The sequence below is a fragment of the Kitasatospora sp. GAS1066B genome (genome assembly GCF_041262605.1).
In the GTDB taxonomy this organism is placed as follows: domain Bacteria; phylum Actinomycetota; class Actinomycetes; order Streptomycetales; family Streptomycetaceae; genus Kitasatospora.
Genome location: NZ_JBGCCO010000028.1, coordinates 1 through 21071, shown reverse-complemented (window position 1 = coordinate 21071; position 21071 = coordinate 1). Strand labels below are relative to the sequence as shown.

Here is a 21071-nt window from a genome sequence, read left to right as displayed (position 1 = left end):
CGGGGCCGCCCGGTGAGCTTCCCGACACCTGCGCCGAAGCCGCAGCTGAGGTGCTCCTCAGCGGAACCGAAAGTTCCCGGACAGCGCGGAGCCGCTCAGGCTCCCCGGGCGACGCGCCGGGCCTCCCCGGCCCTTCGGCGCCGGTGACCCCACGGCCGGCCGAGAACCCGGCGCGGATCGGAGGCCAGGCCGAGGATCACCTCCACCCGCGCTCCGCCCAGTGGGCTGCGCAGGATCCGCACGTCACCGCGGGTCGAGTCGGCGGCGCTGCGGGCGATGTCCAGCCCGAGGCCGGTGGACCCGCCCGTACTGACCCCGCGCGAGAGCGCGCCGGCCGGGTCCTCGATGCCGCTCCCGCCGTCCTCGACCACCAGGACGACGCTCTGCGCCGTCCGCTGCACGCTCACCGCGAAGTCGGTCCCCTGCGGCGTGTGCCGGAAGACGTTGCCGACCAGGGCGTCGACGACCGCGGCCAGGTCGTCCTCCGGCAGCCGAACGGGCGTCGGTTCGTCGGTCACCTCGAAGGCGCACGCGCGGCCCTGCTGCTCGGCGAGCACCGACCAGAAGCCGACGCGGTGTCCGGCCAGCTCGGCCACCTGGCATGACGGGGCGGCGGACTGCTCGGAGCGGGCGCCGCCCTCCCGACGCCCGATCTCGCCGCTCGGGCCCGCCGGTCGGGTGGACAGCGGTGTCCGGGCGGCCAGGATGATCGAGTCCAGCTCGGCCTCGAGATGGTGAATCGCCGCGGCTGCCCGTTCCGCCCCCTGGACCGGGCCGATCTGCTCGACCGCGAGGTGCAGCGCGGTCAACGGCGTCCGCAGCCGGTGCGACAGATCAGCGACCAACTCTCGTTCGGTCGCGAGGAGTTGCTTCACGTGGTCGGCCATGGAGTTGAACGCCAGGCCGGCCTCGTAGAGATCCGTGGGCCCCGCCGGCTCCACCCGTACGTCCAGGTTGCCGGCCCCCAGTGCCGCCGAGGCGTGGGCGAGCCGGCGCGACGCCCGCACCGCCCGCGCACCGAGCCGGTCGGCCACCAGCACCGAGCCGATCACCAGGCCCAGCGCCAGAAGTGACATCACCGCCCAGGCGCGGGTCACGCCCCGGGTGAGCTCTGCCCGCGGCACGAACTCCTCGACGACAGCCACCCGGTCGAGGTTCAGGAAGACCGGTTGCAGGTACTCCCACCCGCCGGCGACGTCACGGCTGACGGACTCCCGGTCCTGGACGGCCTGGCCCAGCAGCTGGGCCGACGCGTGCGGGGTGCCGACGACCTGCCCGTCCGGCAGGTGCAGGCAGAGCCGATCCGAGGAGTCCAGCCGAGCCACCACCGGTGCCAGGTCAGCGGGTTGGCTGGACTGGGCGAGGGCGGCCACCGCCACCGCGGCCCGCTGCTGCGCGGCTGCGGTCGCCTCGGCGTGCACCTGTGTGCGCAGCAGCAGGGCGAGCGGAATCAGGAACGACACGGCCACCATCGAGGTCGCCAGCAGCGCGACCATGGCCAGGGTGGCTCTCACAGCGGGGACACCAGCTTCACTCCGACGCCGCGGACGGTGTGCAGGTAGCGGGGCAGCGAGGCTCGTTCGCCCAACTTGCGGCGCAGGCAGGACAGGTGCACGTCGACGGTCTGCTCGTCCACGTACGGCTGGCGCCACACCTCGTCGAGGAGCTCGCGCTTGGAGATGACGCGACCGCAGTTGCGGGCCAGGAACGCCAGCAGGTCGAACTCACGCCGGGTCAACCTCACCTCCTGGTCGGCGAGATGAACGGTTCGCGCCATCGGGTCGATCCGCAGCTCGCCGGTGACCAGCGGCGTGTTGCCGCTGCCCAACACGCTGACGTCGCCCGCTTCGAGGGCCCCGGTGCGGGCGGCGCTGCGGCGCAGCACGGCCGCCAGCCGGGCGACCAACTGACCACCGGAGAACGGCTTGACCAGGTAGTCGTCGGCGCCCGCGTTGAGCAGCTTGATGATCTCCCGGTCGTCGTCGCGGGCGGTGGCCACCACCACGGGGACCTGGGACAGGCCGCGGATCATCCGCAGGGCGTCGGCGCCGTCCAGGTCGGGCAGGCCCAGATCGAGCACCACCGCGTCCGGTGGCCACTGGGTGATCTCCCGCAGGGCGCCGAACCCGTCGGGAGAACTGCGCACCAGAAGTCCGTGCGTGGTGAGGATCTCTATCAGGGACGTTCGGATGGTGGGGTCGTCTTCGACGACGAGGACGGACGTCATGGCGCACACCGTAGCCGACTCGTCGGCCGCGTCCACGGGCGGTGAATCGGGGCTTAGGGCTTCCTTAGCGGATTCTGTGCCCGGGTGCTCCGGCGTCGCGTCGCCCGTAGGCTCACCGCTGGAATGGCGGGCCTGGTTCGCTCTCACTCGTGGCGTCCTGCCCGAAGGAAAAGCCTTATCCGCCACGGAATCTGACGTGGCGCCGGAGAACGCGTCGCGATCACCTCGCTACCGGGGTCCACGCACCGGCCCACACGGCTAGCCGGCATGCGGGTGCCGTGGCGCGTCACCGCGGACGCCCTGACTCCGGCTCAGACCAGCACCCAGACCCCGACCCGTGAACGGACGACGACCGTGAGCCTCGACCACGCCCCGCGCAAGGCCGTTTCCATCAAACGCGCCGCACCACTGACATCCCCGAGCACCGCACTGCCGGGCAGGCGGTCGACGACCGGCAGTCGCGCGCTGACACGCGAGGCCCGAACGGCCGGCACCGGTGCCCGGTCCGCGAACCTGACCTGGCCGGCGGAAGGCGAGCCCACGCGGGTCGGCGCCGACGAGGCACGAGTGGCCGGGGCCCGCCGACGGGACCAGACCCTGGAATCGTCCCGACGTGAGCTCATCTCGTGGCTCTCGCACGACCTGCGCGCGCCGCTGGCCGGGCTTCGCGCGATGGCCGAGGCGCTGGAGGACGGAGTCGCCGAGGACCCGCACCGCTACTACGGCCAGATGCGCACCGAAGTGCACCGCCTCACCCGCATGGTCGACGACCTCGTCGAGCTCTCCCACCTCCAGAGCAGCACGCTGCGCCTCTCGCCCTCCCGGGTCTCGGTTGACGACCTGGTCGGCGACGCCATCGCCGGCGCCTCCCCGCTGGCCCGCGAGCGTGGCGTGCGGCTGCTGGACGCGCACGTCGAGGCGGCCCCCGTCCAGGTGGACGACCGGGAGATCGCAAGGGTGTTGGCCAACCTGCTGACCAACGCCATCCGGCACACCCCGGCCGAAGGCGTGGTGGCGGTCGCCGCCCATCAGCTGGCATGCGAAGTGGTGGTCTCCGTCACCGACGAGTGCGGCGGCATACCGGAACAAGAACTGGCAAAGGTGTTCGACACCGGATGGCGAGGCGGCGGTACCCGAACTGCGGGATCGTCCCGTTCCGCGGGCGTCCTGAACACCAGCGGCGCGGCGGCCGGCCCGCCCTTGGGCGCCGGGGCCGGTCTGGGGCTGGCGATCGTCCGGGGAATCGTGGAGGCACATGCCGGGCGAGCCAGCGTACGCAACGTCAGCGGCGGTTGCTGCTTCGAGATCGTCCTGCCGGCCGCCGGTGCCGACGCACTGGGCCCGCAGGACGACCGCTCGGACGGCGATGCGCGCGTCTCCAGCGCTGACGCCGGCAGCCGGCCCGGACGTGACCAGGCTCCACGTACCGAGTCCACCCGGCCCTCCTCCCGAGCCGACGTCCCCTTTCCTCGGCTGCTCGGCGACGAGCCCTGCCGGCGCCTCGGCGTCGACCCCGAGACCTTCTGGCCCGAAGGCCCCGAGGCCGAGGCGCGCACCGCCACCGCGAAACAGTTGTGCGGCGACTGCCGGACCAGCACCCGCACCGAGTGCCTCAGCTGGACGCTCGCCAACCCCGCGCTTGCAGGCGGTGCCATCTGGGCCGGGCTCACCGCCCACGAACGCCGGGCCGAGATCAACCGCCTCCGGCAGGAAGAGCTCGCCGCGGAACGGCGGGACCGCTGGTCACAGCCCGGCGCCGGCTCGCGCGGTGAGGGAGGCCGCGAGGCGCTGGGTGAGGAAGTCGAAGAGCCCCTGGCCGACCTGGGCGCCGAACCGGCGACCCGTCGCCCGTCGAGGCCGGTCGCAAGCGATGGCCCGCGCTGCCGAAGGCGAGAGTGAGCTGTTCCTTAGGGCTTCCTCTTGCCGACTGTTATGCGGCTTTTGACCGTTTCGGCGCCCCTAGGATCGGCCCAGCAGACCCGGTGACGCACCAGCTCGGGTCGCTCGTGCCTCTCTCCCCCGCTGCCGGAGCAGGATGCCGCGTCGCCGACCGGCACGCCCACCGGAACCGCTCCGCTCGTCCGACAGGAGACTCGATTTGTCACACTCTCAGCAGCCCCCGACCAGGCGGTCCCGCAGGCGCCCCACGCTCAAGCGCAGGGTTCGCGTGGCGGGGATCGCCTCCTCGATAGCCGGACTGCTCGCCGGCGGCGCCATCGCGCTCAACTCGGCCGGTGCGGCGGTCATCGCCGCCCCCGCCGTGCACCTCGACGCGGCCGCCGCCCAGCACTACCGCGAGGCCTGCCCGCCCGCCTCCCCGGGCCACTACTCCTGCAACGCCCTGGTTCGTACCGACCTCAAGCCGCAGTTGGCCCGGCCTGACGCCACCCGCAACGCGGCCGTGCCCGGCTACGGCCCGAGCGAGTTGCAGTCCGCCTACGGCCTCGCCGCTGCTGCCGCCTCCGCCGGCAGCAGCGGTCGGACGGTCGCCATCGTCGACGCCTACGACGACCCCAACGCCGAGAGCGACCTCGCCGTCTACCGCAAGCAGTTCGGCCTCCCCGCCTGCACCGCGGCCGGCGGCTGCTTCAGCAAGGTCGGTCAGAACGGCCAGACCTCCCAACTGCCCGCGCCGGCACCCGCGAACAACGACTGGACCGGCGAGGAGTCGCTCGACGTCGACATGGTCTCGGCCATCTGCCCGAACTGCCGCATCCTCCTGGTCGAGGCGAACTCAGCGAGCGACACCGACCTCGGCACGGCCGTGAACGCGGCCGTCCAACTCGGCGCCAAATACGTCTCCAACAGCTACGGCGGCCCCGAGTCGCCGAGGGAGACCACCGAGGACACCCAGTACTACAACCACCCCGGTGTAGCGATCACCGCCTCCTCGGGTGACTCCGGGTTCGGCGTCGAGTACCCGGCCGCGTCCCAGTACGTGACCGCCGTCGGCGGCACCGCGCTGAACCGGGCGAACAACGCGCGCGGCTGGAGCGAGTCGGTCTGGTCGACCTCCCCCTCCGAGGGCGCGGGCTCCGGCTGCTCCGCCTTCGACCCCAAGCCGTCCTGGCAGAGCGACAAGGGCTGCGCCAAGCGCACCGTCGCGGACGTCGCCGCCGTCGCCGACCCGGCCACCGGCGTCGCGAGCTACGACACCTTCAACGGCAACGGCGGCTGGAACGTCGAGGGCGGGACCTCCGTCGCCGCCCCGATCATCGCCGCGGTCTACGCCTTGGCCGGCACCCCGGCCGTCGGCGCCATCCCGGCCGCCTACCCGTACGCGCACGCCGCCGCCCTCAACGACGTCACCAGCGGCGCCACCGCGTCCTGCTCCCCCGGCTACCTGTGCACCGCGGGCCTCGGCTACGACGGCCCGACCGGGCTCGGCACGCCCAACGGGACCAGCGCGTTCACCGGCGGCGGGGCCACGGGCACCGGCGGCACCGGGGGTGCGGGCGGCGCAGGCACCGGCGCGTCGGGCCGCGAGGTGACGATCTCCAACACCGGCCTGATCTCGGGCACCCCGACCTCCTGACACCGCCACACCCACATCGGCCTCTGCGACCCTTCCAGGTCGCAGAGGCCGATGTCGCACGGGGCAGGTGGGAGGTCGAACCCCGGACCAGCCCCTGGCCACCTGCCTGTCCAAGCCGCCTCTTACTATCGTTCCGCATTCTTCGACGGACGCTGATGCCCGCTTGGTCGTGTGCCCGCCGTCCAACGAGCAACACGACACAACGACTCCGCCGCCCGGCGATGGAGTCGTGCATCGAGGAGGAACGTTCATGCACGCCCGGAGGATCGGCACGGCTGCCGCAACGGCGTTGGCGCTTCTGGCTGCCCGCGACCTCATCCAGAAGCGGCACGCGCTGCTCCGGAACTTCCCGGTGGTCGGGCACGCCCGGTACCTGCTGGAGACGATCGGGCCGGAGCTGCGGCAGTACATCGTGACCTCCAACGAGGAGGAGCGACCGTTCAGTCGTGACCAGCGCAGCTGGATCTATGCGTCGGCGAAGGAGGAGAACAACTACTTCGGGTTCGGAACCGAAGTCGACGTCGAGCACGTGCAGGGGCACGCCTATCTGAAGCAGCGCACGTTCGCGGGCGCTCTGCCCGACGCGCACGACCCACAGGCCCCACTGCCCTCGGCCAAGGTGCTGGGCGGGCCGCGCGGGCGCGCCAAGGCGTTCCGACCGGCGAGCGTGGTGAACATCTCCGCGATGAGCTTCGGTTCGCTCTCCGGCGCGGCCATCACCGCGCTCAACAAGGGGGCAGCGCTGGCGGGCACGATGCACAACACGGGCGAGGGCGGCCTCTCGCCGTACCACCGCAACGGCGGCGACCTCGTCCTCCAGATCGGTACGGCATATTTCGGCTGCCGCAACGAGGACGGCAGCTTCAACCTCGACAAGCTCAAGGACGTGGTCGCCGGCGCCCCGGTCAAGGCGATAGAGATCAAGCTCTCCCAGGGCGCCAAGCCAGGGCTGGGCGGGATGCTGCCGGGCGCGAAGGTGACCGAGGAGATCGCCGCGATCCGGGGTATCCCGGTCGGCCAGGACTGCGCCTCCCCGTCGCGGCATACCGCGTTCAGCGACGTCGACTCGATGCTCGACTTCGTCGAGCTGCTGGCCACCGAGACCGGTCTGCCGGTCGGGGTCAAGAGCGCGGTCGGCGAGATGAGCTTCTGGCAGGAGCTGGCCACGCTGATGGCGCGTGGCGACCGTGGTGTCGACTTCGTGACGATCGACGGCGGTGAGGGCGGCACCGGGGCGGCACCGCGGATGTTCGCCGACTCGGTGGCGCTGCCGTTCCGGATGGGCTTCTCCCGGGTCTACGGCACCTTCGCCGAGCTGGGGCTGACCGACGACCTGACCTTCATCGCCTCCGGCAAGCTCGGCCTGCCCGAGAACGCCATGGTCGCCTTCGCCCTGGGCGCCGACATGATCAACGTGGCCCGTGAGGCGATGATGTCCATCGGCTGCATCCAGGCGCAGAAGTGCCACACCGACAAGTGCCCCACCGGCATCGCCACCCAGAACCCGTGGCTGGCTCGCGGCATCGACCCGACCTCGAAGGCCACCCGGGCCGCGGTCTACCTGCGCACCCTGCGCAAGGAGCTGATCAAGGTCTCGTCGGCGGTCGGTGTCGCCCACCCGGCACTCATCACCGCCAACGACATCGAGATCATGAACGGCGACTACGAGGCCCGCACCCTGGCCGGCGTCTACGGCTACAAGGACGGCTGGGGCGAGCTCGGCCCGCGCCTCGCCGATGAGATCACGGCACTTCTCACCGCCGGGCCGACCCCCGTCCAGAAGCCGGCCGTCTGACGCGCCGGCACCGACGAGCACCGCGCTCGAAGCGCAGGCTCTCATCTGACCAGTACTGCTGACCGCCCGTCAGTGCCCAGCTTTCCGAAAGGCCGGCGCTGACGGGCGGTCAGCAGCTATGGGGCCCCTGGTCGGAATGCATTGTCAGTGCTCCCTCGTAGTGTGGAACCAACGTTGGAGGGGACGCCGGAAAGGCGTCGGGAGAGCGTTGGAAAAGGGGCAGAACCATGTCTGCGAAGAGGATCAAGCACAAGGTCAACCACGTCTCGCTGGTGGTCGACAATTCCGGCTCGATGCGCAAGCACAAGGCGCAGCTTGTTCGTGTGGTGGACGAATTCGTGAAGGGCCTCCAGGAGGAGTCCGACCGGCTCGGTCACGAGACCCGGATCAGCCTCTACGCTTTCGATCACGCGGTGCAGAACCTGGTCTGGGACATGGACGTCAAGCACCTGCCGTCCCTGCGAGGCCTTTACGAGGTCAACAACGGTGCGACGGCGCTGATCGAGGCGGCCGTGAAATCCATCGCCGACCTGAAGAACATCTGGGAAGGATATGGGGAACACTCCTTCCTCCAGGTCGTCGTCACCGATGGCGAGGAGAACGCCTCGGGTTTCTCGGAGACCGGCCAGATGCACATCCGCATGGGCGGCAGCCAGGGCAGCGCCGTCCTGAGCAGGTGGCTGGGCCGCATTCAGGGTGCCCTGGACACCCTTCCCGACCACTGGACCTCGGCGATCCTGGTCCCGAACTCCCTGGCCAAGCGCACCGCCCAGGAGTACGGCTTCCCGGCGGGCAACATCGCGATCTGGGACGCGGACTCCAGCAAGGGCGTCGAGGAGGCCATCGGCACCGTCAAGACGGCTGCCACGAGCTTCCTGCGGGGCCGCGAACAGGGCGTGCGCGGTACCAGGAACCTGTTCGCCATGGGCCAGGATCTGAGCACCGCCGAGGTGAAGGCCAATCTCGACGCCCTGGAAACCGGCAAGTACATCCTGATCCCGGTCGACCAGCAGACGCCGATCCGCGACTTCGTCACCCGCGCCGGGCACCCGTACAAGACCGGCTGCGCCTTCTACGAGCTGTCCAAGCGCGAGAAGATCCAGGGCAACAAGCAACTCGCCGTGGCGGAGAAGGACCCGGCCACCGGACGGACGACAGGCAGGGTGTTCTCGGGCCCGGCGGCCCGCCAGCTCCTCGGCCTGCCGGAGTCGGAGGTCACGGTGAAGCCGGGCGACAACCCGGCGTACACCGTTTTCGTCCAATCGACCTCCGTCAACCGGAAGTTGGTTTCGGGTACCAAGCTGCTCGTCCTCCTGTAGCTTGCCACCGTCCTTTCTTCCCGGCTTCTCCGGATTCAGAACCAATTCCTCGAACTTCGGGTGCGGCCCGCCTCGCGGGGCGTCACAGCTGGCTCAGGATCGTCGGGTCCGTGATGCTCGTGTCGTCGGCCAGCAGCATGGCCTTGCTGAGGATCACGGCCAGCATGCGGTCGCCCTCGAAGGGGAGGTACCCGGTCTGCGGGGCGGCCGGGTTGGACGTCGGGACGATGCACAGGTACTGGTCGTTCGGCGTCATCAGGATGTTGCCCGAGCCGAGGTGGATCTTGTACGTGTGGCGCTCGCCCTTCACGTGCAGGAAGCGGCCTTCGATGGTGCAGCGGTCGGCGATCGCCAGCCGGGGTACGAGCCGTTCCAGCAGCACGCGGCGCGTCTCGGCGCTCTGGTTGAGCTCCCCGAAGCCGTAGGACGTCCAGTACTCCTGGAAGCGGCCCTCGGGTCCGCCGTCCTGCCAGGTCGGATCGTTCCCGATGCTGGCCACGCCGACGAACAGGTCGACGTCGCGCAGGACTTCGGACAGCACCAGGGGCGGGATGTCGGCGATCGGGAGGGACTCCACCGGTTCGGCACCATGGGGCAGCCACATCCGGTAGTCGCCGCCGTAGCAGGACGCCGAGTTCTCCGGGGCGTCGATCGGGTAGAAGCGGACCTGGTCGGTCGTCAGGCGCAGGTAGCTGCCGGAGTCGGTGGTGTCGTCGCCGTAGCTGTCGCCCTCGCCCTGGACCCAGTACTCGGCGCGCAGCCCCCAGTGCGGCAGCTCGCGCGTGGCCGGCGGGGCCGAGTCGTCGACCATCAGCCGCAGCTTGTTGCGCCAACCCCTGATCGCGGCCAACGAGTTGAACTGGTGCTGGCGCAGGATGTGCGCGGCGAAACGGTTGGAGTAGCTGCCCGTCGCGCGCTCGGCGTCGGTCAGCAGATACACCTCGCGGTGGGCCTGCTTGAACGGCTGGGTGATCGCGTGCCGCTCCAGCCAGTCGCGCCAGGCCACGATCTCGGCGGGCTCGTGGCCCACCGGATGCCACAGCCGGACCTCGGCTCCTTCGCACACCGGGTCGTCGGTGAGCGTGCGCAGCTCACCGTCGGCGAACCCGACGGTCGTACCGTCGACCGTCCACAGCAGGCGCCGGGCCAGGGTGCCGACCAGTGGATGGTCGAGATAGCGCTCGCGCCAACCGGCGTAGGACCAGCTACGGTTGGCGACGAACTGCCGGTCCAGGCGGTCGCTCTGCGCGGAGAGCATCTTGTCGATGTCCTTGACCGCCGTCTTCAGCTCCTTGAGCTCCTCGGCGTGGTCACGCCTGACCGCGGCGGGCACACTCTTGACCCCCTTGCCCGCCGAGGTGCGCCAGCCGAGGACCACCTTGGTGCCCCGGATCTCCGACACGACCGTGACCTCGCCCAGCTGCCGCTCGGCTCGCCCGACCTCGGTCAATCCATAGGCGGGGACGGCGAGTTCCTCGATCTCCTCGCGGGACAGGCCCAGCGCCTGGGCCCGGGTCTCCAGAGCGGCGTCGAGCAGCTTGAGCGTGCCCTTGTAGGTCACCCGGGTGGCCAGCCGGGCGAGTTCGGCGAGGGCGGCCTCACCGTCGATGCGGGAGAGCGCGTTGACACCGGCGTTGGCGACCTTCGGGTTGCGCGGGCCGAGCCCGGCGACCTTCTTGAGCGACGTCTCGACCAGCGTGCCGAGGGCGCGGGCGGTGTCCTGGTGCGACGGCAGCAGGGCCAGCACCCAGGTCAGGCCGCGAAGGGCATTGGCGTTGCAGGGGTCGTAGGCGTTGTTGATGTCGGGCTCGAACTCCCGGCGCTCCAGCTCGAAGGTGCGACGACCCACGAGGGCGAGCCAGGGCACCACGGTCGCCCGAACCCGGTCGGCGCCCAGCGGTTCGATCAGGGCGCGGGCCTGCTGCTCCCATGTGCGGGTGGGCTTGGCCGCGGTGGCGGTCGTCACATGCCGCAGCAGGGCCTGCCATTCAGGCGCGTCCTCGGCGTCCCGCAGCGCCTGCTCGGCCCATTCCTCGCCGACGTTGAGCACCGGGTCCGTGAGCTTCTCGACGAGCGCGCGGAGCGCGTCGTCACGGTAGTCCAGGGCCGCCCGCCGGAAGACGGCCACGACGGCGGGCGCGAGGGCACGACCGGCGGCGAGTTCGGCCTCGGCGAGGACCTCGTGGCGCTCCAGGTACAAGAAGGACGGCCGGCGGCCGAGTTCGTCGAGCTTCTCGCGGCGCTCCTCCGGGAGCCGGTCGCCGGGCAGGCCACGCCCGATGACACCGATCAGGGTCAGGACGTTGCCGCGGGCGACCGGGCCAGCCGCGGCCGAGTGGTACTGCGCCACCAGCGCGTCGGCAAGCGCAGTGCGGCTCTCCGGCGGTAGCGCGCGCAGCTCGTCGAGCACGCGGGCCCACGGCCCGTTCCAGATGCCCCTGTTGGCGACCGCGAGCTTCAGCAGCTCGACGGCGAGCGCGTCCCACTCCCCCGCGGCGGCGTGCTGCCGGGCCAGGTGAGCGATCTTCTCGATGTCCCCCATCGTCAGCCCCCGACCAGTGCCACGAGCTTCAGGAACGTGACCTCCGCGCCGAGCACGAGCTCGATCTCCTCCGCCGGATCGGTGACCTGACGGTCCCCCACCAGCACCAGGAAGCCGTTGCCCGCGAAGGCCCTGAGGGCCAGCTCGCTCTGCACCTCGGGGTCGATCCGGCGGGGCGTGCGCAGCGCGAACCCGTTCAGCACGCGCTCGGCGTTCGTCGGCTGCACCAGCCCCTGGAACACCTGCGGTGTGCGCGCGTTGTACTCGGCGACCTCCTGGAACACCCGGCGCCGGATCAGCTCACGCACGGTGAGCCTCTCCTCGGCGATCTCCAGGCCCCACCCCTCGCTCCGGTCCCCCGCAGTCGTCTCGTCGACGAACATCACGATTGCCATGCCGTCGACAGTACTGACGGCCAGTGACATCGAGGCCGGAGGGGGTGGCATGGTCATCGAGGTGGCCCGGCGGGGTCAACGGCAAGTCCCCACTCGCGTCGTCCCCGCCGATGCACCCTTGGATCCCGCCGCTCTCGATTCCCGAGCGCAATCGGACGACCGGGACCGGGTTGGGCCGGCACCAGCGAGGTGCAGGTCCGACCGGTACCGCAGCACCACTTGATGATGGTGTCCGGAACCCGGGCCGCGCGACCATCTGAAAGGATGATCCACATGCCTCGTGGCGCCAATATCACCGTGCAGATCACCGTGCTGATCGCCGCCTTCGCCCTGCGGTCGCTCGCGATCGGGTGGTTGTTCCTCTTCGCGGTCGTTTTCACCCTCGGGCTGGGCGCGCTCATCGTCGCACTGCCGCTGCTCGCCGCGACCCTGGTACCGGTCCCGCACGGCCGCGTCCGCGCACCACTGCTGGCGCTCTTCCTGACCTCCGACGCTTTCCTGCTCACCTTCGCACTGCTGCTCCCCGACGCCGGGGACTCCTACTCCTACGCCCCACTGAGTGTCCTGACCGGCCAACGGGAGCTGTCACCGAACAAGGCGACGTTGTTCACCGAACTCGGCGAGGCCGCACTGCTCGGCTACCTGGCCACCACGCTGGCTACCCTGGTCATCGCGGTACGCCAACGGCCGCTCGGGCAGGCACCCTCCGGCCCGTGGCCTCCGACGCGATCCAAGCGATTCGGATAGGTGACCAGCGCTCATCCGTTCTGCCACCCGCTGTTCGAGCACGTCTCGACCGGGATTGTGAGCGGTGCCACGAGCAGCGGGCCGGCCGGCGACGATGCCGCCGCGCGGAGCCGGCCCGGCCCGGGGCACGGGGTCAGCTCTTGGGCTCCTCCCCTACGTGGTCGGTGACGGCGCGCAGGACGACGGCCGCCGCAGAGACCGAGCCGACCGCAGCGCCGCCCTGGCGACGAGCTCGACGCGGTTGAGCTCTCGCACCGCTGCCAGTACGTGCGTCGAGTCGGTGCGGACCCGGCCTTGTCGGCGGACCAGTCCGGCGTCCACCAGGCATGCGATGGCTCTGTCCGCGAGAACGGACAGCATGTGTGCGCCGGTTCGGGAGGCGCTTGGCCGCCGCGAGCGAGTCGAAATGTTCACCGCTTTCGACAGCGCCAGTGCTTGGCAAGAACACCAAGGGCGTTGGCTCCGTGCACTCGCTGGCGGCCGTCGCTGACGAGATCTGAAAACCAGCTGGCGCGGCTCGCGCGTGGTTCCGGCCGTGTCCTATGCGCGGATGCCGGCGGCTTCGATCGCCCGCTGGCGGGTCGCCCGTCCGGTCGCTCCCGACGCGGTGACCAGGGTGACGAGGGCGCAGAGCGCGACGGTTCCGCAGATCTGCGTCCACGGGATCACCGTCGGCGCGCCGGCCACGAGCTTGCTCAGCGAGACGTGCTGGGTGACCGCGGCGAGCCCGGTCGCCACGGCGGCGAGCACGGTGCCGACGACCACCGCCACGACCGATTCGGCCACGGTCACCTTCACGATCTGGCTGCGCACCGCGCCGGCCAGCCCGAGCAGGGCGAACTCCCGCCGCCGCCCGGCCATCGCCATGATCAGGGTGTTGGCGACCGCGATCAGCGCGTAGGCAAGCGCGATCCCGAGGATGACCACCGCGGCGTTGTCCGCCTGCTGGGCAGCGTCCGCGCGCTGGGCCTCGAGGTAGGCGTCGTAGGTCATGACGTGCGCACCGGAGCCTGCGAGCGCCTGGTTCACCGCGGCCGACTGCTGCTCGTCGAGCGGCAGGCCCGCGCCCGTCGAGGAGTCGAGGTAGACCCGGCTCGGGGGCACCGCGCCGGTCAGCGAGGAGGAGAGGTACGTGTCGTCGCCGTTCAGGCCACGTGCGACGACCGCCGCGATGACGGTCGGGACCCGCGCACCGGTCGGCAGCAGCGTGACCACCTCGTCCCCCGCCGACAGGCCGTCGGATTCGGCCGCGTGCTCGTCGATGACCAGGAAGTTCTCGGGCGGCGAGGAGAGCGAACCGGAGAGCACGGGCGGCCTGACGGTGGCGCCCAGCGCCGCCGCGGGCAGCGCGTTCGTGCTGAGCGAGTCGATCTGGTTGCCCTGGGCGGTGCCGATCCGGATGTTCATCGAGGTGACCGGGGTGGCCCGGACCCCGGGAACGGCCGACAGCCGCCCCAGCGTGCGGGCGTCGATCCCGGAACCGTCGGGCACGACCACGTCCGCCGCGTGGATCTCCTGCTGCTGCCGGGCGAGCACCGCGGCGTCACCGGACTTCTGCATCGTCAGCAGGGTGCCGACCAGCCCGACGGCCACCACGATCGGCGCCACCGTGGCGGCCGTACGCCGCCGGGAGGTGAGGATGTTCTCGCGCACCAGCAGCGGGCCGGCCTTGGCCGAGCCGCGAAGCGGACCGATCAGCAGCCGGGTGACCGGCCGCAACAGGATCGGCGCCAGCAGGGTGACCGCGCCGACGTAGAGGACCGGGACCGCCTCGTACTTGCGGGCGCTGGCCGCGAGGTACGGCTCGGTCCGGGCGATGACGATCCCCGCGATGACCGCGCCGATCAGCATCCCGATTCCCAGCAGCCACCGGATCGGCGTCATCGCGCGGCGCTCCACCACGCTCTCGCGCAGCACCTCGATCGGCCGGATCAGCGAGACCCGGACCAGGGTGGCGGCCGAGCCGGCCAGCGCCGCGGCCACGCCGATGACGAAGGAGATCGCCAGCGGCAGGGGGTTGAAGGGGATGGTGAACCAGGACGGGGCCACGTTGTGGTCGAGCATCCAGGAGCGCAGCGGCACGGTGCACAGCGGGGCGAGGACGCAGCCGGCGACCGCCGCCGCCAGGCCGATCAGCAGCGCCTCGCCGAGCACCATGCGCCGCACCTGGCGGGGCGCGGCACCCACCAGCCGCAGCAGCGCCAGTTCCCGGCGGCGCTGCTCGGTGGCGAAGGCGAAGGTCGCGATGACGACGAACACCGCGACGCACACCGCGAGTCCGGTCGTGCTGCCCGCCATCGCCTGGGCGCTGGCCAGCGCCTGGGCGCCGCCGGTGGAGTCGGGGTCGATCCGGGTCAGGTCGCCGCCGCTGAGGACCACGGCCTGGCCGCCCACGAGGGCGGTCAGCTGCTTCGCGTTCTGGTCGGTGACCAGTGTGTTGACGCCCGGCGACAGGCGCTCGGCCTCGGCACCGCTGAAGAAGACCGCGTTCTCGAACCAGAGCGCGTCGGTGACCCCCACTACCCGGTAGCGGCCGGTGCCAGCGGAGGTGGTGGCCTCGGCCTGACGCCCGATCAGCGACTCGGCACCGCCGCCGACGACGATCTCGTCCGCGCCCTGCGGCGCGCGCCCGGCCACCAGGTGGTAGCCCGCGAAGGCGGCCGAGGACCAGGGGTGGCCGGTCGTCCCCCCTGGACCGGGGTTCAGCCGTACGGGGAAGCTGCGGTCGGGTGTGGCCTTTCCGGCCGCGGTCACCTTCGTCACGACCTCGGTCGGCAGCACCGCGGGGGCCTTCATCGGGTACCCATCGAAGCCCTGCGGCGCGATGACGGTCGAGGCTTCCTTGAACCGCTGCGGCCCTGGGTGCGGCGTGCCGAAGGTGGCAGCCAGGGTCAGCGTCATCATGCCGATCATCGTCGTGCCGAGCGCGAGGGCGAGGAAGGCGCCCACGAAGCCCATCAGACGGTGGCGCAGGGTGGCTACGGCAATCCTCAGCACGGCTTCGTCCCGCTCCCGCCGGGCTCCAGCGCGGCCATCCGCAGGGCCACGCTCTCGGCCGTCGGCTCGAACAACTCGCCGGTCACCTTGCCGTCGGCGAGGAAGACCACCCGCTGCGAGTACGAAGCGGCCACCGGGTCGTGCGTGACCATGATCACCGTCTGCCCGTGCTGCTCGACGACGCCGCGCAGCAGCGCCAGGACCTCGCGCGCGGTACCCGAGTCCAGCGCGCCGGTCGGCTCGTCCGCGAAGATCACCTTGGGCCGGGTCACCAGCGCACGCGCGATGGCGACCCGCTGCTGCTGACCGCCCGAAAGCTCGGCGGGGCGGTGCCCGCCGCGCTCGGCGAGGCCGACCTCGGCCAGCCCCCGGTCGATCGCCGCCGCGTCGATCGGGCGTCCTGCCAACCGGAGCGGCAGCTCGACGTTCTGTCGGGCGGTCAGCGCCGGGATCAGGTTGAAGGACTGGAAGATGAAGCCCATGTGCTCGCGGCGCAGCTCGGTCAGGGCCCGCTCGGAGAGCTTGTGCAGCGGCGCGCCGTCGAGCAGGACCTGACCCGCGTCGACCCGGTCGAGGCCCGCCGCGCACTGCAGCAGCGTCGACTTGCCCGACCCCGAGGGGCCCATGATGGCGGTGAAGGTGCCCGCCGCGAAGTCCACGTCCACCCCGTCGAGCGCCTGCACCCGGTTGTCGCCACGGCCGTACGTCTTGTGCACACCGGTCAGACCGACGACGTCGCCCACGCTCGCCGCACCGACGCATGACAAGCCCGAAACCCACCCATCGCCGGGAGAACATGACGACGCTGCTGGAGCCTGGTTCCGGAACACTCTCACGCCTTCGCTATGGGGGGCATCGGTCGGCGGCATCGCTCTCACTCGCCGCACCGAAGCTACGGCCGTATGCAGCATCGACGCCTCCGGGCCGCCCCTGATATCGACCCTGAGGAACCCCTGACCGCTTCCGGGCCGGACTCGACGAGTCCGGCCCGGAACGGCTCAGTACGCGGCTGAGGCGGTCACTTGCTGATCATCTGGGTGCCGTCGGAGCCGACCGCGATCGCCTTGATGCCGGGGTCGCTCTCCTGGGTCCAGTTGTAGAGCCCGACGCTGCCCTTGGCGAGGACCGTGCCGCTGTTGTCGAGGATCATCTGGACGCCGCCGTTGGTGGAGATGGCCTTGATGCCGGGGTCGCTCTCCTGGGTCCAGTTGTAGAGCCCGACGCTGCTCTTGGCCGATACGACGCCGTTGTTGTCCAGGATCATCTGGACGCCGCCATTGGTGGCGATGGCCTCCACCACCGGGTCGCTTTCCTGGGTCCAGTTGTAGAGCCCGATGCTGTTCTTGGCGAGGACCGTGCCGCTGTTGTCGAGGATCATCTGGGTGCCGTCGGAGCCGACCGCGATGGCCTTGACGACGGCGTCGCTCTCCTGGGTCCAGCTGTAGAGCCCGATGCTGCTCTTGGCCCACACGACGCCGTTGTTGTCCAGGATCATCTGGACGCCACCGTTGGTGGAGACGGCCTTGATGCCGGGGTCGCTCTCCTGGGTCCAGTTGTAGATCCCGATGCTGTTCTTGGCGAAGACCGTGCCGTTGTTGTCGAGGATCATCTGGGTGCCGTCGGAGCCGACCGCGATGGCCTTGATGCCGGGGTCGCTCTCCTGGGTCCAGCTGTAGAGCCCGATGCTGCTCTTGGCCCACACGACGCCGTTGTTGTCCAGGATCATCTGGACGCCACCGCCGGTCGCCTGGGCGACGACGACGGGGTCGCTTTCCTGGGTCCAGCTGTAGAGCCCGATGCCGTTCTTGGCGAGGACGGTGTTGTAGACGGGGGCGGGGGCCGTGGTGTTGTTGACGGTGAACGAGCCGCCCCCGTACGTGTGGTTCTGACCGTCGATCTCGTTGGCGACGATGCTGATCGAGTAGTTGCCGTTGGCCATGTTCGCGGTGTTGAGGGCGTACGGGTAGTTCAGTGCGCCGCCTCCGGCGCGCACCTCGCTGGAGCCCCCCGGGCCGGCGATCACGTAGTCCACCCACTCGATGACGCCGCTCTGGGTGGGGTGAGCGGTGAGGTTCACGGTGCCGGAGAGGGTCTGGCCGGAGTTGAAGCCCCACAAGTTCACGTTGAAGCCGGACGGGATGACCGGAGCGACGGTACCCATCCGGTAGTAGCCGATGTTGGTGGTGGGCGGCACCCATCGGTGGTGCCCGACGAGGCCCGGCCCGACGAAGTTGGCGTCCACCACGTCGAAGCTGCCGTCGTGGTTGTTGGCGACCACGATCGCGGTGTGCAGCTGGTCGCCGTCAAGGGTGCCTTCCTGGATGATGTCACCCTTGACCGCCGTCGCCGCCGTGACCGCCACGCCACCGGCGTCGAGGTAGCTGTGCTGGTAGTTGCCGCCGGCGTCGACCGGCCACTGGGAGTGGCCGCTGACCATGTAGACGATGCAGTTGGCGAACTGCTTGCACTGGTCACCGCCGCTCTCGTGGGCGTCGGCGCAGGCCGTGGTGCCCGAACCGCCCACGTAGGCCAGCGCCTTGTCGGCGAGGTCCGCGTTGTTGTACGAGCCGACGGCGTGTGCGGCGGTGGCGCCCAGCAGCGTGGGGGCGAGGCTCGCGATGGTCGCGGTGGCCAGCAGGGAGGCAGACAGCCGACGGCGGGTGGACTTGGTGCGGGCGGAGCGGGTCTTGGTGAACATGCGGGATTCCCCCTGTAGTGATGGCGGGTAGCGGTAGGTGACGAGGTGTGGGTCAGTTGTCCAGTGCCGCCAGCGGCAGCACGTTGAAGTCGTCGGTGTGCCAGTGGAGGAGGGCAGGGCTTCGGGTGGCTCTGCCGAACAGACCTTCGGCGGTTCGGACGGCGTCGGCAGCGGTCTCGGCCCGCAGGAGCACGACCAGCTCAAGCTCGTCGGCGGTCACCAGGGCCTGGACGCGGACGTGGTCGAGCCCATCGGCCGTGGTCGCGTGGGCCCAGACCAGATCGACCACGGTGGCGGGGTGCGGGTTCCGATGCCTGGCCGGTGGTCCGGTCAGGTGAGCGGCCACCACATAGCGCGCGGTCAACGCTTAGCTCCAGCAGGCGCCGCAGACCAGGCCAGGGGCCGTGTCCGCGGCGGTGGTCACCGGAGCGGGTGCCGCGGGCGCGGCGACGGCGGGCGCGGCGGAGAGTCCGATGCCGAACAGGGCGATCAGGCCGAACAGGACGAATCGCAGTGTTCCGGGCATGGCGGGGCCTCCGTCGAGTGTCTGTGTGGTGTCGGCATGGCCGGTCGCTCCGGTGCCGGATCCGTCGGGCTGTCGGCGCCCTCCGGTGAACAGAAGTCTTCCGCGCAGCTCAGGCGGGCGGAAGCGGCGGCCATTGGCCCGAAAGTTCCATGGCACGATCGGGCCAGGCCCGGTGCGGCCGGTGCGGACCTTGCTCCGGTCGGACCGGTCGTGTCACGCTCGGACGCCACACACAGGCATCACATCGGCATCACACAGGGGACGGGGGCTGGAGCGGTGCTGCGCGCTCTGGGGCTGGATGCGGTCTGCGAGCAGGTGTACCAAGAACTGCTGGCCGAACCGACATTGGACGCAACGCTGCTGGCCGAGCGCCTCGGCCTGAGCCAGGATCAGGTCGGTGCGAGCCTGGACACGCTAGCCGACCTCGCACTGTTGCGGATGTCGCGCGAGGCACCGGAGCAGCGGCGCCCGGTCAGCCCGGAGCGCGCCCGCGCGCTGTTGCTGCGCCGCCAGGAGGAGGAACTCCGGGCCCGCCACGCCGCCCTGGAGGCCAACCGCATCGCAGTCGCCACCGCGGCCGAACAGGCGACCCGCGAGCAGCAGCGGATCCCCACCGGCACCGAACAGCTCGACGGCCTGGACGAGATCCAGTCCCGCCTGGAATCCCTGATCCAGAGCGCCACCACCGAGATCTGCTCGATCGTCCCCGGCCAGATGCCCCCCGAGGCCCTGGAAGCCTCCCGCGCCCTGGACGAGGAACTGCTCGGACGCGGCATCACCCTCAAGACCCTCTGCCACGAGGGCGCGCGCACCAACCCGCGCTCCCTCGCCTACGCGCGCTCGATGGTCGCCGTCGGTGCGCAACTGCGCACCGCGCCGGCGCTGCCGCACCGCCTGCTGGTGGTCGACCGGGCCACCGCCCTCGTCCCGCTCGACCCGGCCGCAGCGGCCCCCAGCGCCGTGCTGGTCACCACCCCCGGGATCGTGGCTGCCCTGGCCGAGCTGTTCGACCGGATCTGGGCGGACGCCGTCCCGTTGGACCAGGCCCCCACTCCCGACCGGGACACCGGCATCACCGTCGGCGAACGCGAGCTCCTGAGGATCCTCTCCACAGGCCTGACCGACGAAGCCGCCGCCAAGCGCCTGAGTGTCTCCGTACGCACCGTGAAGCGTCGGATGGAGGAGCTGATGCGCCGTCTGGAAGCCGGCTCCCGCTTCGAAGCCGGCCTCAAAGCCGGCCAACACGGCTGGATCTGACCCGCCAGGCGTCCCGCCGCGCTGCGCCGGAGCCGAGGGTCGGCAGGTCCTACTGCAGTCGGTAGGCGCAGGCGGGCGGGGCCGCGGCCTCGACGGGAACGCTCAGCACGGATCCGTCCTGGCTGCCGGGATCGGTGAGGCCGTGGCGGGCGGTGGTGACGAGGAGGCGGCCGCCGGTCGGGGTGAGGCAGACGGAGGTGGGTTGGGGGGTGGGCAGGTGCAGGGTGGCCAGGTGGGTGCCGTCGGGGTGGTAGCGGTGGACGGCGCCGTGTCCCCAGATCGCCACCCAGAGGCAGCCGTCGGTGTCCACGGTCATGCCGTCGGGTGAGCCGCCGGCGTTCACGCGGGTGAACTCCTCGCGGCCGGTGGGGTTGCCGTCGGGGTCGAGGGTGCAGCGGTGGATGATGCCGGCCGCGCTGTCGGCGACGTAGAGGAGATCTCCCGTGCCGTTGAAGGCGGGGCCGTTGACGATGGTCAGGCCGTCGAGGACACGGTGGACGGAGCCGTCGGAGTCGGTGCGGTAGAGGGATCCGGCACCCTTGGTGCCGTCGTAGGGCATGCTGCCCGCCCAGAAGCGGCCGTGCGGGTCGCAGACGCCGTCGTTCATCCTGGTGGGGACGGGTGAGCGGTCTTCGGGGCGGGCGAGCCAGTCCAGGCTGCCGTCCGGGGCGAGCAGGGCGATGCCGGTGCCGGCGGCGGCGATCCAGTGTCCTGGGCGGTCGACGACCGGGGCGACGGCGCCCAGTGGTACGTCAACGCGGGTGATTTCGCTCGCAGTTCGCGGGCCGGGTAGGTCGGCGACTTCGAGGAGGCGGCCGGCGAGGATGTCGACGTAGACGAGTCGTCCGTCGATCCAGCGGGCACCTTCGCCGAGTTCGTGGTCGCCGGCGGCCCACACCTCGACCTGGCTGGATTCAGTCATGGAAGCTCCCAGAGGGCTAGCTTGATCTTTAAGCAATCGCCTCGAACGAGCCGTCGAACTTGATCACTCGTATCGGTAACCGCCGTACGCGGAAGCGGCCTTCGCCTGATC

The 21071-nt window shown here is 70.8% G+C and carries 16 protein-coding genes; 6 read left to right on the top strand and 10 right to left on the bottom strand.

Annotated features, from left to right (window positions below; all coding sequences use genetic code 11):
• Positions 1 to 95 precede the first annotated feature (95 nt).
• Together ABH937_RS27745 and ABH937_RS27740 are read right to left on the bottom strand one after the other, a co-directional pair.
• The gene (locus ABH937_RS27745) at positions 96 to 1514 is read right to left on the bottom strand and encodes a HAMP domain-containing sensor histidine kinase (RefSeq protein ID WP_280690522.1); all 1419 of its coding nucleotides are present in this window, start codon (positions 1512 to 1514) and stop codon (positions 96 to 98) included.
• Positions 1511 to 2227: a response regulator transcription factor gene (locus ABH937_RS27740; RefSeq protein WP_280690523.1), complete on the bottom strand. Its 717-nt coding sequence runs from the start codon at positions 2225 to 2227 to the stop codon at positions 1511 to 1513. The genes ABH937_RS27745 and ABH937_RS27740 overlap by 4 nt, the downstream gene beginning before the upstream one ends.
• Before the next feature lie 354 nt (positions 2228 to 2581).
• Between ABH937_RS27740 and ABH937_RS27735 the strand changes: the two genes are divergently transcribed.
• The 4 genes from ABH937_RS27735 to ABH937_RS27720 all read left to right on the top strand — a co-directional run bounded on the left by ABH937_RS27735 (position 2582) and on the right by ABH937_RS27720 (position 8876).
• Entirely contained in the window at positions 2582 to 4126 is a 1545-nt protein-coding gene (locus tag ABH937_RS27735; RefSeq protein ID WP_370219886.1) for an ATP-binding protein, read from the top strand.
• A gap of 268 nt (positions 4127 to 4394) precedes the next feature.
• The gene (locus ABH937_RS27730) at positions 4395 to 5762 is read left to right on the top strand and encodes a peptidase S8 (protein ID WP_370219885.1); all 1368 of its coding nucleotides are present in this window, start codon (positions 4395 to 4397) and stop codon (positions 5760 to 5762) included.
• Between the two features lie 250 nt (positions 5763 to 6012).
• On the top strand, positions 6013 to 7557 hold the full coding sequence (locus ABH937_RS27725) for an FMN-binding glutamate synthase family protein (protein ID WP_280690524.1): 1545 nt from the start codon (positions 6013 to 6015) through the stop codon (positions 7555 to 7557).
• A 227-nt stretch (positions 7558 to 7784) separates the two neighbouring features.
• Positions 7785 to 8876, top strand: coding sequence for a VWA domain-containing protein (locus ABH937_RS27720; RefSeq protein WP_280690525.1), 1092 nt, complete (start codon positions 7785 to 7787; stop codon positions 8874 to 8876).
• An 82-nt stretch (positions 8877 to 8958) separates the two neighbouring features.
• Here ABH937_RS27720 and ABH937_RS27715 read toward each other — a convergent pair whose 3' ends face one another.
• Entirely contained in the window at positions 8959 to 11418 is a 2460-nt protein-coding gene (locus tag ABH937_RS27715; protein ID WP_370219884.1) for a DUF4132 domain-containing protein, read from the bottom strand.
• Between the two features lie 2 nt (positions 11419 to 11420).
• Positions 11421 to 11813, bottom strand: coding sequence for a hypothetical protein (locus ABH937_RS27710; RefSeq protein ID WP_370219883.1), 393 nt, complete (start codon positions 11811 to 11813; stop codon positions 11421 to 11423).
• A gap of 273 nt (positions 11814 to 12086) precedes the next feature.
• On the opposite strand from ABH937_RS27710, the gene ABH937_RS27705 reads away from it, so the two are divergent.
• On the top strand, positions 12087 to 12560 hold the full coding sequence (locus ABH937_RS27705; RefSeq protein WP_370219882.1) for a hypothetical protein: 474 nt from the start codon (positions 12087 to 12089) through the stop codon (positions 12558 to 12560).
• A gap of 540 nt (positions 12561 to 13100) precedes the next feature.
• Here ABH937_RS27705 and ABH937_RS27700 read toward each other — a convergent pair.
• The 5 genes from ABH937_RS27700 to ABH937_RS27680 all read right to left on the bottom strand — a co-directional run bounded on the left by ABH937_RS27700 (position 13101) and on the right by ABH937_RS27680 (position 18781).
• A complete protein-coding gene (locus ABH937_RS27700) occupies positions 13101 to 15557 on the bottom strand; it encodes an FtsX-like permease family protein (RefSeq protein ID WP_280690529.1) in 2457 nt (818 codons plus the stop codon).
• A complete protein-coding gene (locus tag ABH937_RS27695; protein WP_280690530.1) occupies positions 15551 to 16300 on the bottom strand; it encodes an ABC transporter ATP-binding protein in 750 nt (249 codons plus the stop codon). The genes ABH937_RS27700 and ABH937_RS27695 overlap by 7 nt, the downstream gene beginning before the upstream one ends.
• A gap of 275 nt (positions 16301 to 16575) precedes the next feature.
• Positions 16576 to 18255, bottom strand: coding sequence for a hypothetical protein (locus tag ABH937_RS27690; RefSeq protein WP_370219881.1), 1680 nt, complete (start codon positions 18253 to 18255; stop codon positions 16576 to 16578).
• Positions 18256 to 18307: 52 nt separating this feature from the next.
• Positions 18308 to 18619: a hypothetical protein gene (locus ABH937_RS27685; protein ID WP_280690532.1), complete on the bottom strand. Its 312-nt coding sequence runs from the start codon at positions 18617 to 18619 to the stop codon at positions 18308 to 18310.
• Positions 18620 to 18622: 3 nt separating this feature from the next.
• Entirely contained in the window at positions 18623 to 18781 is a 159-nt protein-coding gene (locus ABH937_RS27680) for a hypothetical protein (RefSeq protein ID WP_280690533.1), read from the bottom strand.
• 276 nt (positions 18782 to 19057) lie between these two features.
• Here ABH937_RS27680 and ABH937_RS27675 point away from each other — a divergent pair, with 276 nt between their 5' ends.
• A complete protein-coding gene (locus ABH937_RS27675) occupies positions 19058 to 20038 on the top strand; it encodes a LuxR C-terminal-related transcriptional regulator (RefSeq protein ID WP_370219880.1) in 981 nt (326 codons plus the stop codon).
• 49 nt (positions 20039 to 20087) lie between these two features.
• On the opposite strand, the gene ABH937_RS27670 is transcribed toward ABH937_RS27675, so the two are convergent.
• Positions 20088 to 20960: an SMP-30/gluconolactonase/LRE family protein gene (locus tag ABH937_RS27670; RefSeq protein ID WP_370219879.1), complete on the bottom strand. Its 873-nt coding sequence runs from the start codon at positions 20958 to 20960 to the stop codon at positions 20088 to 20090.
• Between the last annotated feature and the right edge of the window lie 111 nt (positions 20961 to 21071).

What these genes read in the sequence shown, in the direction of transcription:
- ABH937_RS27705 (WP_370219882.1), top strand. Translation starts at nt 12,087, where the DNA reads ATGCCTCGTGGCGCCAATATCACCGTGCAGATCACCGTGCTGATCGCC.
- ABH937_RS27670 (WP_370219879.1), bottom strand. Translation starts at nt 20,960, where the DNA reads ATGACTGAATCCAGCCAGGTCGAGGTGTGGGCCGCCGGCGACCACGAA.
- ABH937_RS27720 (WP_280690525.1), top strand. Translation starts at nt 7,785, where the DNA reads ATGTCTGCGAAGAGGATCAAGCACAAGGTCAACCACGTCTCGCTGGTG.
- ABH937_RS27710 (WP_370219883.1), bottom strand. Translation starts at nt 11,813, where the DNA reads ATGGCAATCGTGATGTTCGTCGACGAGACGACTGCGGGGGACCGGAGC.
- ABH937_RS27715 (WP_370219884.1), bottom strand. Translation starts at nt 11,418, where the DNA reads ATGGGGGACATCGAGAAGATCGCTCACCTGGCCCGGCAGCACGCCGCC.
- ABH937_RS27725 (WP_280690524.1), top strand. Translation starts at nt 6,013, where the DNA reads ATGCACGCCCGGAGGATCGGCACGGCTGCCGCAACGGCGTTGGCGCTT.
- ABH937_RS27740 (WP_280690523.1), bottom strand. Translation starts at nt 2,227, where the DNA reads ATGACGTCCGTCCTCGTCGTCGAAGACGACCCCACCATCCGAACGTCC.
- ABH937_RS27680 (WP_280690533.1), bottom strand. Translation starts at nt 18,781, where the DNA reads ATGCCCGGAACACTGCGATTCGTCCTGTTCGGCCTGATCGCCCTGTTC.
- ABH937_RS27690 (WP_370219881.1), bottom strand. Translation starts at nt 18,255, where the DNA reads ATGTTCACCAAGACCCGCTCCGCCCGCACCAAGTCCACCCGCCGTCGG.